General features: G+C 39.4%; 11 protein-coding genes and 1 pseudogene. 1 reads left to right on the top strand and 11 read right to left on the bottom strand.

Going from position 1 to position 17365, the window contains the following annotated elements:
* Nucleotides 1-11 precede the first annotated feature (11 nt).
* From H8S40_RS04415 to H8S40_RS04390, 6 genes are read right to left on the bottom strand one after another with little or no spacing between them, the layout of a single operon-like run.
* Nucleotides 12-2066: a polysaccharide biosynthesis protein gene (locus tag H8S40_RS04415; RefSeq protein ID WP_243238179.1), complete on the bottom strand. Its 2055-nt coding sequence runs from the start codon at nucleotides 2064-2066 to the stop codon at nucleotides 12-14.
* Between the two features lie 41 nt (nucleotides 2067-2107).
* Complete coding sequence (locus tag H8S40_RS16300; protein WP_279286784.1) at nucleotides 2108-3529, bottom strand: LCP family protein; 1422 nt, start codon at nucleotides 3527-3529, stop codon at nucleotides 2108-2110.
* A gap of 54 nt (nucleotides 3530-3583) precedes the next feature.
* The gene (locus H8S40_RS04405) at nucleotides 3584-4279 is read right to left on the bottom strand and encodes an immunoglobulin-like domain-containing protein (RefSeq protein WP_186864670.1); all 696 of its coding nucleotides are present in this window, start codon (nucleotides 4277-4279) and stop codon (nucleotides 3584-3586) included.
* The gene (locus H8S40_RS04400; protein WP_117991171.1) at nucleotides 4276-4998 is read right to left on the bottom strand and encodes a polysaccharide biosynthesis tyrosine autokinase; all 723 of its coding nucleotides are present in this window, start codon (nucleotides 4996-4998) and stop codon (nucleotides 4276-4278) included. Before H8S40_RS04400 ends, H8S40_RS04405 begins: the two co-directional genes overlap by 4 nt.
* 16 nt (nucleotides 4999-5014) lie before the next feature.
* Nucleotides 5015-5797, bottom strand: a complete 783-nt coding sequence (locus H8S40_RS04395) for a YveK family protein (RefSeq protein ID WP_186864669.1) — start codon at nucleotides 5795-5797, stop codon at nucleotides 5015-5017.
* A 2-nt stretch (nucleotides 5798-5799) separates the two neighbouring features.
* Nucleotides 5800-6522 carry a CpsB/CapC family capsule biosynthesis tyrosine phosphatase gene (locus tag H8S40_RS04390; RefSeq protein ID WP_186864668.1) on the bottom strand — a complete coding sequence of 241 codons (723 nt, stop codon included), beginning with the start codon at nucleotides 6520-6522 and terminating at the stop codon, nucleotides 5800-5802.
* 1067 nt (nucleotides 6523-7589) lie between these two features.
* Here H8S40_RS04390 and H8S40_RS04385 point away from each other — a divergent pair.
* The gene (locus tag H8S40_RS04385) at nucleotides 7590-8438 is read left to right on the top strand and encodes a 3-isopropylmalate dehydrogenase (protein ID WP_186864667.1); all 849 of its coding nucleotides are present in this window, start codon (nucleotides 7590-7592) and stop codon (nucleotides 8436-8438) included.
* Nucleotides 8439-8594: 156 nt separating this feature from the next.
* On the opposite strand, the gene H8S40_RS04380 is transcribed toward H8S40_RS04385, so the two are convergent.
* From H8S40_RS04380 to H8S40_RS16520, 5 genes and pseudogenes are all read right to left on the bottom strand, one after another.
* Nucleotides 8595-9758, bottom strand: coding sequence for a PD-(D/E)XK nuclease family transposase (locus tag H8S40_RS04380; RefSeq protein ID WP_186864666.1), 1164 nt, complete (start codon nucleotides 9756-9758; stop codon nucleotides 8595-8597).
* A gap of 356 nt (nucleotides 9759-10114) precedes the next feature.
* Nucleotides 10115-12712 (bottom strand): ATP-dependent chaperone ClpB, encoded by a 2598-nt coding sequence (clpB, locus tag H8S40_RS04375; RefSeq protein WP_186864665.1) that lies wholly within the window; start codon nucleotides 12710-12712, stop codon nucleotides 10115-10117.
* A 311-nt stretch (nucleotides 12713-13023) separates the two neighbouring features.
* Entirely contained in the window at nucleotides 13024-14919 is a 1896-nt protein-coding gene (locus H8S40_RS04370; protein WP_186864664.1) for an extracellular solute-binding protein, read from the bottom strand.
* Between the two features lie 4 nt (nucleotides 14920-14923).
* Nucleotides 14924-15760, bottom strand: a complete 837-nt coding sequence (locus H8S40_RS04365; RefSeq protein WP_186864663.1) for an ABC transporter permease — start codon at nucleotides 15758-15760, stop codon at nucleotides 14924-14926.
* 577 nt (nucleotides 15761-16337) lie between these two features.
* Nucleotides 16338-17339 (bottom strand): annotated as a pseudogene (locus H8S40_RS16520) (ABC transporter ATP-binding protein); the annotation flags it as partial.
* Nucleotides 17340-17365: the final 26 nt, after the last annotated feature.

Below are 17365 nucleotides of genomic sequence, written 5' to 3'. Positions count from 1 at the left end.
TTATCATGTTACTATCTTTGATTTTCTTTTCCTGTCGGATTTGCCCCTACTGGATGGAACGTTGTCACAACGCCTTCTACCATCTCTACAATCTCCTCACTGTTCTCGTAACTAGCCATCGCCAGTTCTTCCAACTGTCCGAGGAATTCTTTTGTATCAAACGGGATTGGCTTACCGATATGGATTAACTCATTTTCTGTTCTCTCCAGACCTTCTTCTGCCATCAGCTTTTCTTCAAACAGTTTTTCGCCCGGACGTAATCCGCTGTATACAACTCGGATATCTTCATCTGGTTTATATCCTGACAATTTGATGAGGTTTCTTGCCAATGTATCAATCTTCATCGGCTCTCCCATGTCCAGCACGAAGATTTCTCCGCCTTTTGCATAAGTTCCTGCCTGAAGTACCAGACTGACCGCCTCTGGGATTGTCATGAAGTAACGAATGATATCTGGATGTGTAACCGTTACCGGACCACCATTTTCAATCTGTTTTTTGAATAATGGAATGACTGAACCATTACTTCCAAGTACATTTCCAAAACGAACGGCAACAAAATCTGTTTTTCCTTTACCATATGCAGCCGCATTTTCTTCTACATTTACAGTCATATGGTCTTCCGGGTCCGGAACTATCTGTCCATTCACATGTTTATCTTCATGTTCATGTAAGAATGGAAGCCATTCTGTATGACCGGATTTACTGATCTTGTCCATACTCTGGATGACCATTTCACAGAGACGCTTGCTCGCTCCCATAATATTTGTCGGGTTTACGGCTTTATCTGTACTGATCAGTACGAATCTCTCTGTTCCATTCTTCAGTGCTGCGTAGGCTGTCTTGTAAGTTCCTACTACATTGTTTTTAATTGCTTCATTCGGGCTTGTCTCCATAAGCGGTACATGCTTATGTGCTGCCGCATGATATACAATCTGTGGTTTATATGTTTCAAACACCTGATTGATTCTTTTACTGTCACGTACTGAACCGATCAGAACCTTCAAGTTTAATTCTGGATATTTTCGTCTTAATTCCTGCTCGATATCATATGCATTGTTCTCATAGATATCAAATATAATCAACTGTTTCGGTTCATGTGCCGCAATCTGACGGCACAGCTCGCTTCCGATTGAACCGCCACCACCTGTTACGAGAATTACTTTTCCTTTAAGGTACTGGAAGATTTCTTCCATATTTACTTTGATTGTATCTCGCCCAAGTAAATCTTCAATCGCAACCGGTCTCATTTTGCTCATGGACACTTCGCCATTTGCCAGCTGAAAGATTCCCGGAAGCTGTTTTAATTCACAATCTGTTTCTTTACATATATTTAAGATTTCTCTTCTTGCCTGTGCACTTGCAGTCGGTATTGCAAATAATATCTGGTCAATCTTATATTTCTTTACATTAATAAGAATATCTTCACGACCGCCGACAATCGGCACACCTTCCATAACACGTCCCCATTTATTTGGGTTATCATCTATCACACAGCAAGCTTTTGATTTTACCTCTCCTGAGCTTTTCAGCTCTCTGATTAAAGTCTGACCTGCTGCACCGGCACCGATGATCATTGCATTATGTAATGGGTTCGCCTCTTTCTCTCGTCTGCCACGCTCTAAATTCATATAGCGGTATGAAAAACGAATTGTCAATGTAAGTCCAAACTGTAAAACCGATCCGATTATATAGTAAGATAATGGCATACGCCGAATAAATGCTGTCATTCCTACTATATTAAAGATAGTTGTAATCACAGATGCAACAATTACTCTGTTCAGTTCGCTAAAGCTTGCGAATCTCCACAAGCTGTTATAGAGACGTAATTGTGCAAATACAAAAATCGTAAATACTGTATATATCGGTGCAAACTTCAAGAATGCACTCATATACTCTGCCGGAATACTTGTGAAGTGCAAATCAAAACGCAGCCACAATCCAAAAAAGTAGGCAAAGTTAATTGCGAGCACATCATATATCATCAGATATAATGCTATCATCTGCCAGTGTTCAATTTTCTTTTTTTTCATCTTTCTTTCTTTATCTTGATTTGATACTCCACTCATATTTTTTCTTCTCTTCCTTTAAACCTTATTACCTTTATCCTTTAATTTCCATTTAATATCTCATTCATCTTTGCACTGATGCTCTGTACAACTGCCTCATCCGGCCACATCACATACAGTGGCTGATCTCCTGATGAATAACATGCTTGTGTATCTCCGTTTCCTGATGCTGCCTGTGATTCAATAGTCCAGCTTGCACCATCATTCAACTGCATCTTAATAAATTTCGCCATCTCTTCCTGTGTCATATTGGTCTGTACACTGTCGCTGACATCTGCAATCAATGCACTTGCATTAGACAATATTGCAGGTGACATTGCTTTATTCAATATCGCTGTCAGAACCTTCTCCTGGTCTTTTCCTCTCTGGTTGTCCCCATCTTCAAAGCTATAACGCTCTCGTGAGAATGCCAATGCCTGTTTTCCGTCAAGATGATTCATTCCCTTTTTAAACTGATATCCTCCTGCTGTAAACTCAAAATCTGAATCCACATCCACGCCGCCTAATGTATCTACGATTTTAACCAGCGACGAAAAGTTTACTCTTGCATAATACGAAATATCAATGCCATACAACTGCTCTAATGTTCGCATAGATGCATCCACACCATAAATACCGGCATGTGTCAGCTTATCTCTCTGCTCTCCTGAGATATCCGGTATCTGTACGTAATAATCACGTGGTGTTGTTGTCAGCAGAATCTTCTTTGTATTCGGATTTACTGTCATAATAATATTGACATCACTTCGGCTGTTTGTTGCGATTGGTCCATCTACGTCAATACCGCTTATGTATACATTAAATGGTTCTCCTACATCTGCTGTTTCCTGTTCGAGTTCTGTCTCAATTCCATAGTGATATAATACACGTACTTTGTCGGAATAATCTTCAATTGAATCTGTGATCAGACCGTCTAACGCCTGATTGTATACTGCAGCATCTACCCTGCCTTCCAGCAATGCATTTGCAAGTTCCTGAACAGTACCATACTGCTCTACTTTAACTTCGCGTCCCAATGCCTTGTTAATGTTATCCAGCATTGTCTGTGTATTTTCCTGGTCTACAGCAGTCTGTGTACCAAAGCGATACATCGAAGCATCCATAAGATTCGACGCCGGATTATCTTTTTTAACAACTACGATCATATTATCTGTCTTATAATTTGCTCCGCCTACATCTGCCATCAGCTTGTCTGCCTTCAACATATAGACAATTCCAATTGCCTGTAAGATACTCAGTATAACACTAAGTACAATTCCTACGATATAGATTTTATTTTTTACATATTGTAATCCGAATGTTACTCCGAATAATATTAATAATACAATAATAATTGCCACCAGATATTTTGTTGGTACCAATCCGCTGTTCCAGATAACTGCAATCAAACCAACTGCAAGAATCAACTGTATTAATGTAATCAACTTACCTGCCATATGCAGTGTCTTCTTCTGTTCTTTCATCTGATTGATATACTCCTTCTATCCTGCTGTTTGTATCTCCTTAATGTACATATCTTACTGCACATTCAGTGTCAATGTCTTTACCTCAGATGTGTTGCCGTCGGAATCTATTACATAGTAGTGTAACAAATAACTTCCTGGTGTATTTACATCATACTGACCATCCACGCTGATACGCGTTGATAGTGAATCTGCATCATCACTGCCATCGGCAACACCTTTAACTACACTCATAAGGTCAAATTCTGTTCCGGCTGCAATTGTTACCTGGTCTGTTGTAAGTGCGATTACCGGTGCTTCTCCGACCGGTGTGAGATCATTGTTTGCATCTGCTTTGGCAGGCTCGTTCTGTGATGCTGCTGCCTCTGGAGCCTGTTCTGTATTTTCTGCCACTGTATCTTCTGTTATAGGATGTGCATTTCCATCTTCCACATAATTAACTGTCCGCTTGGCAGTTCCTACATTCTTTTCCTTGTCCATCACACCGTAGTATACGATTGCTTTGCCATCTTTAATCTGCACAACGCGGTCTACAAACACTTCATCGGTAAGGTCTCCGTCTCGGTTATCTTCTGCACTGACACCTTTTAAAAGTTCTCCATAACCTTGCCCTTCTTGATATGTGAGGTCTGCTTTCTTCACTTTAATAACCGGAGCCTGTCGATCCTGACTGCCACGAACAACCAGTGCTGCACCTCCAAGTATCAGACAGCCTGCTATCAGCACAGCTACTAACTTTTCTTGTTTCATGCCTCTTCCTCAGCCTTTCCCTCTTCCTCATGACCATAATCGCCATATGAGCCATAATATTTTCCATAGTATTTTCCATAATACTTATTCTGTCCCATATCTACTTTATTTAATACTACTCCAAGGATTGGACAGCCTGATTTTTCCAACTGCTCTTTTACAACTTTTGCAAATTTATGACTGACTGTGTTTGCTGAAATTACAAGCACTGATGCATCGCTCTGTTTTGCTATAATCGCTGCATCAATAACGCTTCCCAACGGCGGTGCATCGATAATTACATAATCATAGGCTTTTCTTGCACTTGTAAGGAGACTTTCAAATCGTTTGCCTCCTAACAGCTCGGCAGGGTTTGGCGGTACTACACCTGCGAATATCATAACCATGTTTGTATCTTTTACACGATACATAACTTCTCCAAGCTCTGTCTGTCCTGATAAGAAATGTGACAGTCCTTTCAGTTGTCCGTTTACTTTATGTCGTCCTGCTAATACTGATTTTCTTAAATCAGCATCAATAAACAGTACTTTCTTACCTGCCTCGGCAAGTGAATGTGCCACTGCGATTGTTACTGTACTCTTTCCTTCGTTTGGTGTGCAACTTGTAAACACCAATACTTTATTATCCTCTCCTGAAAACTCAATGTTGGTACGGAGAGACTTGTATGCTTCATTACTCCGATAATCTCTTTTTATTTCTTTTAATTCTATTTCCTGCATCTTTATCCCCTCTCCGTTATCTGTTCATCGTCTTTGTGAACTGACGAACTGACAATCCTTTCGCTTTTTTATTCTTCTTAGTTCCAGCTGCGATTGGAATGGAAGTTAATGTATTCAGTCCCAGATAACGTTCTACGTCGTCTGGTGTCTTAATTGTGTCATCCATGATGGAGATTAATACGACTACTCCCATTGCCAGAATGATACCAAGAATTCCACCGAGCATTGTATTCTTCATTGTATTTGGTGAAGATGGTGCACTTGGAAGGTCTGCCTTCTCAACTGTATTAACTGCATCGGCATTCATAATCTCTGTAATCTGTACGCTAACAGCTTCGCGAACTGCATCTGCAATCTCTTTCGCCTGTTTTGGATCATCGTTTTCTACTTTAATAGTAAGGATTCGTGAATCTGTTGCAGATTCAACTGATATCATCTCCATTAACTCTTCAGGTTTCACATCCAGGTTTAATACTGCGATAACCTGTTCCATCACTGTACGGCTCTTTACCAGCTCTGTGTAGTCCTTTGTTAAATATGAACCAGCCTGTAAATCTGTTGCTGAAATCCCAGTACTTCCTTCACTTTTAGACAGTACGTATACTTTTGTCTCTGCCGTATACATAGGCGTAATAAAAAGCTTTGTTCCAATAAATGCCAACAAAGCTACGATAATTCCTGTCAAAATAATGATGTGTGCTTTTTTTAACAAAGCACCGATAACTTCTGTCAGGTCAATTGTTAATTCGTCATTATCTGACTCTGGATTCATTCTTGTATTTTTTGTGTATTGATTCATAACTACTTTCTCTTTCTCAATAACGTAGCTGCGTTATCGAAGAAAATCCTCCTCATGTATTCTTCTCCATATTTTTTCTTGACGTAATCTGCCGCCTTTTTCATCTTCGGAGCACGTGTCTGTACTCCATGTGCGTCGGTTCCTACTCCGAACACCATATCTTCATCCATCAATTCTTTCACAAACTTCTTGGCTCTGCGACCGCCATCGCCAATGATGCTTCCTGCATTCACCTGAATGCTTGCGCCCATATCACACAATTCTTCTGCGTATCCAATATCATCCAGCAGACATTGATAACGCTCTGCATGGGCAATAATCACTTGATTCCCGGTCATCTGAACCTGCTGCACTCCCTGACGTATGTAATCATAACCATCAGATGGAGAAAATTCCAGCAATACAGTGTTTCTTTTATTCATTGTAAGAATCTCTCCCCTGTTTATCTTCTCCGGAACATCCTGTCCAAAGAAAACCTCGGTCCCCAGATAAATTCGGAATTTATCACTAATCTTCGCTGCTTCTGCCCGTACCAGCCTTAACTGTTCGTTAAGTATCTCCGGCCTTTTATGTCCTCTGCGCGGATGATGATGTGGAGTTGCAATGATTAAACGGGTTCCTTCATTAAAGGCAATCTGCAACATCTGTCTTGTCTCTTCCAGATTCTGTGCTCCGTCGTCCACACCAGGTAAAATGTGACAGTGCATATCTATGTATCTGTCCATTCAAAAATGACCTCCATCTTTCTTAATTATTTGCTAAAAAAGGTCGCAAAAAGACCTATTACGCTAATATTAGTCTATAGGTATTCATGAAATTTGTCAATAAATTCCACTCTAATTCTATTTTGCCTTTTAGTATCTGTCGTATCAAATCGGGTAGTGTTATCCAGACAAAACATTTTGATATTAAAATGTCTCTAGAAATAAGACAAGCGAAAAGTTTTTCCTTACGCTTTTGGGTTATGCTTTTTGTATCTTTTCATTTTTTCATTTTTTCCATCTTACGTATAACTATAAATTGCAATTATTTGTTTACAAAACATTATAAGTATAAAACTTTGATATACCTATGTCAACGCCCCCCCCCCCCCGAAAAATTTGTTGTTTTTTATTTGTACAAGAGGTGGGTGGGGGGAATGGTTATTCGCTGTTGCAGATGCTTTTTAGATGCGGCGGTATCTGCAAGAGTGGGGTATTCGATATCGCAGATGCTTTTTTGATGCGGCGGTATCTGCAAGAGTGGGATATTCGCTGTTGCGGATGCTTTTTTCCTGCCAGTCATGTATAATTGCATCTGCAATTTACTTATTTCATGACTTGCAGATACTCACTTCTACAAAATTGCATCTGCAACCTACTTATTCTACAACTTGAAGATGCTTCCCACTCAAAAAATTTCATCCTCAATTTACTTATTTCAAGACTTGTAGATGCTTCTGCTCCAAAAACAACATCCTCAATTCACTTATTTTAAGACTTGTAGATACTTCCCCACAATTCTTACTAATCTGTGTATTGTGAAACATAAAACTTCTTACTTTACACACCATTAATTTCGTGATATGGTATCACTACATCTTCAGGGGATTTCTTTTCTCTGAATTTTCTAAGCCGTAAGGCTCTCATCTCGGGTTTCGATTTCTGAAACATAATCCGATATGAAAAGAGATGCTTTTGACAAGTTGATAATCGAGGATTTCTATATTATTTCACTTCAGTGGTATAATTTTTGTTGTCTCTTTGTCATTGCATTAAGTAACTGGAAACTTTATAATGAAAGGAGACTTTAATTGAAGAAAGGTACAAAAGATACGATTCAATGGCATCCGGCTTTTCAGGCATCGATCCAGATTGAATTTGAAGCCGAAGCTGAAAAACTCACCTTTGAGCCGGAGCATTTGCTTTCTAAAAAGCCTATGCAAATGGATGAATTGATCATCAAGGTTGCTGAAAACGAAGCGATTCACAAAAATATTGGTAGGATTTTTAGACGATACAATATCATCGAATACAAAAGTCCTGATGATAATCTAACAATCAACGATTTTTACAAAGTATACGGATACTGTTGTTTTTATCAGTCCGACACAGATAAAATTTGCGAGATTCCACCCGATGAATTGACTATCACTTTCATTTGTAATCATTTTCCGAGAAGAATGGTTCAACATTTGAAGGAATTTCGTGGACTGAATATTAGCCATGTAGAAGCTGGAATCTATTATATTACCGGAGATGCTTTTCCGATGCAGCTTTTGGTGACGAAGGAATTGGATTCGAAAGAAAATCTCTGGTTGCAGAGTTTGCGCAATAACATGTCTGAGCCTGAGGAAATCAAAACACTTCTCAAGGAATATGAGACAAAAAAATCATCGAAATTATATCAAGCTGCAATGGAAGTTATTACCCGGGCGAACTGGGATGCAGTAAAGGAGGTTAAAGAAACTATGTGCGAAGCGTTGAAAGAATTAATGGCAGAGGAATTCCAAGAACAGGAAGCTCTGGTGACGAAGCGAGTGACAGAGGAGGTGACCGGAGAATTTATCAGAACTTTATCTAAGTCGATCACTGATGTTGATAAGCTTGCTGAACTTTTGAATTTACCTGTGGAACAGATTAATAAAGTATTGGATAAGTGATGTGGTTTAGCCAAAGCTCGACGAAACTGCACTAAATACCAAGCGACTATGCTCTCTTGCTCAGCTTCGTCGGGCAAGCCCGATTTCAATTCGCCAGATTGCATAGTCGCTTGGTATTTTTGTGGTATGTCGTCGTAAATGGAAGGGAAGAGAGATTTACTTCTTTCCTAACGATTTTAGGATTTCTTCATTTTGCCGTTTCAATTCTTCCATCATGGCTCTTATTTCTTTGTTTTCATTTTTTATTCTTTCGTTTTCGTTTTTTATGCTTTCGTTCTCGCTTTTTATACTTTCATTCTCGCTTTTTATGCTTTCGTTCTCAAACACCAAATTTTCATTCGCAAGTCCCAATTTTTCGTTCTCACGTGTCATATTTTCATTCTGAGTTCTTAAATTATCAGCTTGCTTCTGCATCTCATCAATCATCAATTCTACTGTATTGCGATCTAGTTCTAATAATTCTTTTGAAAACATTCCCATCACCTCTTCTATGTTGAGGCAAATGTCATACACTTGATTGTAAAGTGCTTTGAAATCGGAATATTGCTCTAATATCTGCACAATATCTTCCGGAGCATCCATACTCAGAAATGCTAACCATGCCTCAAGACGATTGTCTAGTTTTATTGTCTTGTCATTATTGTGCTTAATTTTATTGAAGTTGTCAAGCGTTACGAAGAGATATTTTTGTAGAAGATTCATCTTTGCCCCTGTATCAGATTCTTGCTTAAAGCGATGCATATATACGTCTTTGAATTTTTTTAATTCTTGTGGGCTTTGCTGAAATAGAACAATGGTGTAGACATCTTTTATATCTTTATATGACATTTTTGTATGAGAATCAAGTTTCTTTTCTGCTTTCTGTTTTACACGCTTATATTGTCGTAACAACAAATCGGCTGAATAGCAGGCACTTCGTTCTCCTGGAAACATATATCCTATTTTTTGAATTTCTAAGTTTACAATACTTCCATCTTCTAATTCAACGACAATGTCCATGATTAATAAAGTTGACTCATCCGCAAGTCTTGTCCCATCATTTGGTAACACTTCCAATATTTTTACTTTTTGATTTAAAAGTAATGATAAAAATTCATTTACCCGCTCACGATATATTTCCGGATTTAGAATTTCTTTACTTATAAAATCATACATCATCTTTACACCACGTGCACCGGTACAGAAGTTGATAAAATCTTGTCTTGCTTCTTCTTTCCAACTATAGAAAATTGATTTTAGTTTTGGTTTTTCCTCTATCTCGGTCATTAGTTGTTCTTTCGTCCGAATCATAGGGAAATACTGTTGCAGTTTGTTTGTCATAGGCATTTTCCTCCATTTTTAATATTTTGTTGTTTTTCATATCGGATTTTGTTTCTGAAATTGAAACCCGAGATGAGAGCCTTACGGCTATAGATGTATTCGGAGAAAAGAAGTTCTCCGAAGATATGGTTATCATAGCATGAGTTTGGAGTGTTGTAAAGATAACTTCTGTGTTATTTTTTGATGTTGTGGTATCTGCAAAACTGGGATATTCTGTTGAGTCAAGTAGTAGAATCCTAACCTTCTAACCGGCTCCGAAAAGAGCCAGAAAACCCCGTCCCCAACCGGCTCCTTTTCTACGAAACAATGGCAGACTGCTCGCACAGTCTGCCATCTAATATTACTTATTCTCTTTATTAAATATCACTTCGACCTTTTATCTTCGCTACAAGTTTGCCATCTTCAACCTGTAATAAGATCACATCGCCTGTTCCGACATTTCCTTCGAGGATCAGTTTTGCAGCTAATGTATCAACGTGTTTCTGCAGATATCGTTTGAGTGGTCTTGCACCGTAAGTTGGATCGTAACCGCCATCTATAACGAAGCTTTTTGCTTCTGGTGTCAATTCGATGGAGATTTCTTTATCTTCCAGTCTCTTGTTTACATCTGCGATCATTAAATCTACAATTGAGCCGATGTTTTCTTTTGTCAATGGTTTGAACATGATAATCTCATCGAGACGATTCAGAAACTCTGGTCTGAAATGTGCTCTTAAATCTTGCATTACCATTTCTTGATTTTCTGGTTTGATTTCGCCGTTATCCTGAATTCCATCCAGCAAGTAGGATGATCCAATATTGGATGTCATAATCAAGATTGTATTTTTAAAGTCTACTGTACGGCCTTGTGAATCTGTAATACGGCCATCATCCAGTACTTGCAAAAGTACGTTGAATACATCTGGATGTGCTTTTTCAATCTCATCGAACAGTACAACTGAGTATGGTTTTCTGCGCACTGCCTCTGTCAACTGACCGCCCTCATCATATCCGACATATCCCGGAGGTGCTCCAATAAGACGGCTCACGGAATATTTCTCCATGTATTCACTCATATCGATACGAACCATGTTATTTTCATCATCAAATAGGCTTTCTGCGAGAGCTTTCGCAAGTTCTGTCTTACCTACACCGGTTGGTCCTAAGAATAGGAATGAACCGATTGGTTTGGATGGATCTTTGATTCCTGCTTTGGAACGGATGATAGCTTCTGTAACTTTTGTTACACCTTCATCTTGTCCAATAACACGTTTATGCAGTTCTTCGTCGAGATGAAGGGTCTTGCTACGCTCGCTCTCGTTGAGTTTTGCTACCGGAATTCCTGTCCATCTGGAAATGATTCTGGCAATTTCATTATCTGTAACACTTTCATGTACCAGACGTAAGTCTTTCTCTTTGATATGTGCTTCCTCTTCTTCTAATTGTTTTTGAAGCTGTGGAAGTTTTCCATACTGCAGCTCGGCTGCTTTTTCCAGATCGTATGAGCGCTGTGCTTTTTGGATATCGTTATTAATCTGTTCGATCTCTTCACGGATTTTCTGGACACGTTCTACGGAATGTTTTTCATTATCCCACTGTGCTTTCTGTTTTGAATATTGTTCTCTGAGTTCTGCAAGTTCTTGCTGTAAATGTTCCAGTCTTTCTTTACTTAATCTGTCTTCTTCTTTTTTAAGTGCTGCTTCTTCGATCTCAAGCTGCATGATCTTTCTTCGCAGTTCATCCATCTCAGCCGGCATGGAATCTAATTCTGTCTTGATTAATGCACATGCTTCATCGACAAGGTCGATTGCTTTATCCGGAAGGAAACGGTCTGATATATATCGGTTGGACAATGTTGCCGCTGCCACAAGTGCTCCGTCTGTGATTTTAACGCCATGGTATACTTCATAACGCTCTTTCAGTCCACGAAGGATGGAAATGGCATCTTCTACGCTTGGTTCATCTACTAAAACTGGCTGGAAACGTCTCTCAAGTGCTGCATCTTTCTCGATGTATTTTCTATATTCGTCCAGAGTTGTAGCGCCGATACAATGTAACTCGCCTCGTGCAAGCATTGGCTTGAGCATATTTCCGGCATCCATAGAGCCTTCTGTCTTACCAGCTCCAACAATTGTATGCAGCTCATCGATGAAGAGAATGATCTTGCCTTCGCTGTTCTTTACTTCTTCCAATACGGCTTTCAGACGTTCTTCGAATTCACCACGATACTTTGCTCCTGCTACGAGTGCCCCCATATCCAGTGCGAAAATAATCTTATCTTTCAGTCCTTCCGGCACATCTCCTCTTACAATTCGCTGTGCAAGGCCTTCTACTGCTGCCGTTTTACCGACACCAGGTTCACCGATCAGAACCGGATTGTTCTTTGTCTTACGTGAAAGGATTCGGATTACATTACGAATCTCAGCATCTCGTCCGATAACCGGATCTAACTTCTGCTCTCTTGCACGCTCAACCAAGTCGGTGCCATATTTTGCAAGTGCATCGTAGGTTGCCTCCGGATTATCACTTGTCACTTTCTGATTACCTCTGACACTGGACAATGCCTGGAGAAATGAATTGCGGTCGATTCCGAATTCTCGAAACAGTGCTTTCATCTCTCTACTTGCGTGTTTTAACAATGCGAGGAACAAATGCTCAACTGAAACGTATTCGTCTCCCATCTGTTTGGCTTCGTCTTCTGCATGGATCAATACATTATTCAAATCCTGTCCGACAAACACCTGACCACCTTGCACCTTTGGTCTTTTATTGATTGCTTCTTCTACACGATTGATAAACAATGTGCCCTGAATGTTCATCTTCTCTAATAATTTTAAAATCAGGCTGTCATCCTGTGTGAGCAGTGCATAGAGTAAATGTTCCTGTGCGATCTCCTGATTGCCATAATCATAGGCAACCTTCTCACAAGACTGAACTGCCTGCAATGAATTCTGTGTAAATTTATTAATGTTCATAATACAAACCCCCTTTTTTATAAAAAATGGTTGCTAAATGGTAGTTTTTAAAAGCGTTCTAAAAGCTACCACGAATCTTTCTTGTTCTATTTACTCTATAACAATACCACTGCTTTTTTTGTTTGTCAACACTTTTGTTAGCACTTTTTAAAGGTGAGTGCTAATTTTATTTTCATGTCTCTTTTCAGATACCAATCTGCTTTCGTAAGCCCTCATATCCACCTTCATATAATAAGAAATACTTACGTTCGCCACATAATAAGCTCTTACGTTCGCCACGTAGAAAAAGGAGTGCTTTCGCACCCCTCTTATCACTTCGCATTACTTGCTGCAATTTTTACTCTGCTCCACAGATCACTGATGATCTTTTTTGTATCTTCATTATATTCAAATATTTCATCATTTTGATTATCACTTCTTGGAATGTACGCATTGATTCCTTCGAATTCGCCGCCCACTTTGGAGAGATCATCCATAACTTCTTTATTTGCGGCAGTGTAACCTACATAGCTTGAGTTATCATAAGCTCCGTCATAGTCGCTTGCATAGTTGATAAATGCGTATGCAAGTTCTGGATTCTTTGCATTTTTCGGAATAACCATCGCATCAGACCAGAGGTTTGTTCCGCTTTCCGGTAAATAGTAACCCATGTTTTCATTTTCTGCCATGACATAGGTTGCATCTCCTGAATAGATTAAGCCTAATGCTTTTCGGCCTTGTGCCATGTTGTCAATGATCTCATCCATAACGATTTCCGAATCCATCGTCTGCACACACTGAAGTAGCCAGTCATAAGCCTCCTGGATTTCTTTTTCATTCGTTGTGTTCATTGAATATCCCAATGCTTTCAACGCCATCATGAAGGAATCTCTCTCGGAATCGTAGAGATAGATATCTCCTTTATATTTTTCATCGAGGAAAATGTTGTAGCCTTCTTTTTTCAAATCTTCGATATCTACCTTTGTTTTGTCGTAAATGATTCCGACTGTTCCCCAGAAATATGGTATTGAGTATTCATTTCCCGGATCGTATGCCAGATTTTTTACGCCGTCATTGAGCTTATCAAGGCAATCCAGTTTTGAGTGATCTAATTTTTGCAGATATCCTTCGCTTATCAATCTCTGTATCATATAATCACTTGGAACAAGGATATCGTAGGATTCTCCATTTGCGACTTTGATATACATTTGTTCATTGGAATCAAAGTTTTCCATAACAACTGTTGCCCCTGTCTCTTTCTGGAAGTCGTTGATGATATTTTCACCTGTATATTCGCCCCAGTTGTAAATGTGCAAGGTCTGACCTTCAAATGGCTTTGATGCTGCCCTGTTTCCGGATATATTTACAAAAAACACAATTGCTAATAGTGCACATACTGCTGCAGTTGCCGGGTATACGAATTTTCTTCGGCCTACATTTTCTTTTTTTGCACGTTTTGAAGCTACGACCGGTGCAATGTTAATGATCACCAGGGCTATTGTAATAATGACAACAACAAGTGTTGACACCGCATTGATACTTGGATTTACACGTTTGCTCATCGTATAAACTACAATACTTAAGTTTTTTACGCCGCGTCCTGTCACGAAGTATGAAATAATAAAATCATCTATTGACATGGTAAATGCAATCAGTGCACCTGAGATAATTCCCGGTGTGATCTGCGGTACAATGGCTTTTGTCAATGCCTGCCATGGTGTCGCCCCTAAATCCATTGCCGCATCTGCGATGTTTGGGTCGAGTGAACGGATTTTTGGCATGACTGACAAGATTACATATGGTATACAAAATGCGATATGTGCCAGAAGCATTGTCACATAGCCTTTTTCTATTTTAAATGTAATGAACAGCAGCATAAATCCAATCGCTGTTACGATTTCCGGATTCATCATCGGCAGATTGTTTACCTGCTCCATCAGATCTCTGATAATCTTTTTGGATTTGCTTAATCCGATTGCCGTGATTGTTCCGATAATTGTTGAAATGATTGTTGCGATGATTGCCACGCTAAATGTTGTGGATAATGCGCTCATCATATCTCCGGAATCCATCATATGCTGATACCAGCGCAATGAAAATCCGGTAAATTTTGTCAATGATTTTCCATCGTTAAATGAAAAAATAATCATGTATATAATTGGAAGATAGAAGAACATGATCGTCAAAATCAGAAGTATCTTACCAAATGGATGCTTATTTTTTTTCATTAAATCATGCCTCCTTTCCGCCTGCATTTCGTTTTTCAGTTTTACGCACTGCCATCATAAGCAGCATCATAATAACTGCCATGATCATAGAGATGGCACTTCCGAAGTTCCACTCTCCTACTGTAATAAACTGGTTTTCAATCATATTTCCAATAAGGAAGTACTGACCTCCTCCTAACAGCTTTGGAATGAAGAAGGAGCTTACTGCCGGCAAAAATACTAATGTGATTCCGTTGATCACGCCCGGCAATGATAATGGCAGGGTGATGCGTCGAAATGTCTGCGCCGGACTTGCCCCTAAATCTGCGCTTGCTTCTAATAAGGATGTATCCATCTTGCACAGGGATGTCTGAATCTGCAAAATCATAAATGGAAGGAAGTTGTATACCATACCAAGCAATACTGCACCTTCTGTGTAAAGGAGCTTTATGTGTCCAAGACCTACGAGGCTTAATATTTTCTGGATCAATCCGCCATCACTTAAGAGACCAATCCACGCATAAGTACGTACAAGCATGTTGATCCACATTGGAATTGTAATGCATAAGATTAACATGTTCTGTGTTTTTTCTTTTGTTCTTGCAATGTAATATGCAATCGGATAACCAAGCAGCAGACAGATGATGGTTGTCTTAACCGCAATTGCAAGTGAGCGCCACAGAATCAGTAAGAAATCTTTGTCGGTAAAGAATTTGATGTACTGATCCAGTGTTATTGAGAAGGATATAATGCTGTTTCCAGGCTCTGTGATAGAGTAAAGGAAAATCAGTGCCATTGGAAGTACGAGCATCAACACCGCCCACACGATATATGGAATTGCTAACTGTAAGAATTTCTTCATATTAGAATACCACCTTCGACATAACATGGATATCTTCCGGGAAGAATGTCAGTCCGACTTCCTGACCTTCCTCGGAATAGTCTGTTGTATGGATCTTAAACTCACGACCTGTCGTTGAGAATGTGATCTTATATACACCTTCTTTTACATCTTCCGGCTCAAAATCGTAATCTACGCTTAGGTCTACACTCTGGTCTTCGTCTGTCAGCTTCCAGCCTTGTGCATTTGCCCATGTCTTCAAATCTGTATCCAATGCCTGGGATTCTATGATTTCATCTACTGTTTTTGAGAAGTTAAATGCCATAACACCTTCATTTGCTCTCTCATTTTTAACGAAAGGCTGGTTGACAACAAAAATATTTCTTTGTACACTTGTTCCTTTCGGTGTTGAGAATGTAACTGGATATTCTCCTTCTTCCGGCCTCAAATCATATTCAATTCTTGCGATGGAAATGTACTCGTCTGTCTTTGGATCCCATGCCTGTGCATTTGAGAAAGCGATAATGTCTTTATCATCAAGTGCTTCTACATCTTCCACATCGACGTAAAAATCGCTGGCACTGATTTTTTCTGTTCCGTCTTCGCTTGTCACATCACGGTTATGTACTACTCGCATGTTTACGGTTACACTTGTTCCCGGGACTGTCTCAACAATAATCTCGTAGTGGACTCCTTTAAAGAGTACGCTCTGTACTTCTCCGGTAAGTTTTCCGTCTTTGACATCAACGATATCGATATCTTCCGGACGCAATACTACATCTACCGGTTCGTCTTTTCTGAATCCGAAATCTACACAGTCAAATGTTACATCATCAAATCGTACTTTGTAATCTTCGAGCATTTTTCCGGAAATGATGTTGCTCTCGCCGATGAAATTGGCTACATATACGTTTGCAGGCTCGTTGTAGATTTCTTCCGGTGTTCCTACCTGCTGGATTTCTCCGCCTTTCATAACAACGATCTTGTCTGACATTGTCAATGCTTCTTCCTGATCATGTGTTACAAAAATAAATGTGATTCCTACTTCCTGTTGGATACGTTTCAACTCATACTGCATCTCTTTACGCAGCTTCAAATCCAACGCCGCCAATGGTTCGTCTAATAATAAGACCTTCGGCTCATTTACAAGGGCACGGGCAATCGCTACTCTCTGCTGCTGTCCTCCGGAAAGCAGGGTTGTATTTTTATCTTCATACCCTTCCAGACCGATAAGTTTAAGCATCTTCATAACCTTCTGGTCAATGATATCCTTGCTCATCTTTTTTATCTTAAGACCAAACGCAATATTTTCATAAACACTTAAATGTGGAAATAATGCGTATTTCTGAAATACAGTATTCAACTCACGTTCATATGGAGGTTTTTGACTGATTTCTTCTCCATCAAACATTACGCTTCCCTCGTCTGCATCCAGGAAACCTCCCAGAATTCGAAGCAATGTGGTTTTACCGCATCCACTTGGTCCCAACAGGGTCACAAATTCATTTTCATAAATATCCAGATTGATACCTTTTAATACAATCTGTCCATCAAAATTTTTTACAATGTTACGGAATTCAATAATTTTTTTCTTCTCCATTGTCCTCTCCCTTCTTTTGTAATCTA

This window comes from Ruminococcus hominis, assembly GCF_014287355.1.
GTDB lineage: Bacteria > Bacillota > Clostridia > Lachnospirales > Lachnospiraceae > Schaedlerella > Schaedlerella hominis.
The sequence above is the reverse complement of the archived record's forward strand: the minus strand, read 5'-3'. Positions and strand labels throughout refer to the sequence as shown.

Bases quoted from the DNA above. Each gene is read 5' to 3' on its own strand.
- H8S40_RS04415 (WP_243238179.1), bottom strand. From the start codon at position 2,066: ATGAGTGGAGTATCAAATCAAGATAAAGAAAGAAAGATGAAAAAAAAG.
- H8S40_RS16300 (WP_279286784.1), bottom strand. From the start codon at position 3,529: ATGAAAGAACAGAAGAAGACACTGCATATGGCAGGTAAGTTGATTACA.
- H8S40_RS04405 (WP_186864670.1), bottom strand. From the start codon at position 4,279: ATGAAACAAGAAAAGTTAGTAGCTGTGCTGATAGCAGGCTGTCTGATA.
- H8S40_RS04400 (WP_117991171.1), bottom strand. From the start codon at position 4,998: ATGCAGGAAATAGAATTAAAAGAAATAAAAAGAGATTATCGGAGTAAT.
- H8S40_RS04395 (WP_186864669.1), bottom strand. From the start codon at position 5,797: ATGAATCAATACACAAAAAATACAAGAATGAATCCAGAGTCAGATAAT.
- H8S40_RS04390 (WP_186864668.1), bottom strand. From the start codon at position 6,522: ATGGACAGATACATAGATATGCACTGTCACATTTTACCTGGTGTGGAC.
- H8S40_RS04380 (WP_186864666.1), bottom strand. From the start codon at position 9,758: ATGACAAACAAACTGCAACAGTATTTCCCTATGATTCGGACGAAAGAA.
- clpB (WP_186864665.1), bottom strand. From the start codon at position 12,712: ATGAACATTAATAAATTTACACAGAATTCATTGCAGGCAGTTCAGTCT.
- H8S40_RS04370 (WP_186864664.1), bottom strand. From the start codon at position 14,919: ATGAAAAAAAATAAGCATCCATTTGGTAAGATACTTCTGATTTTGACG.
- H8S40_RS04365 (WP_186864663.1), bottom strand. From the start codon at position 15,760: ATGAAGAAATTCTTACAGTTAGCAATTCCATATATCGTGTGGGCGGTG.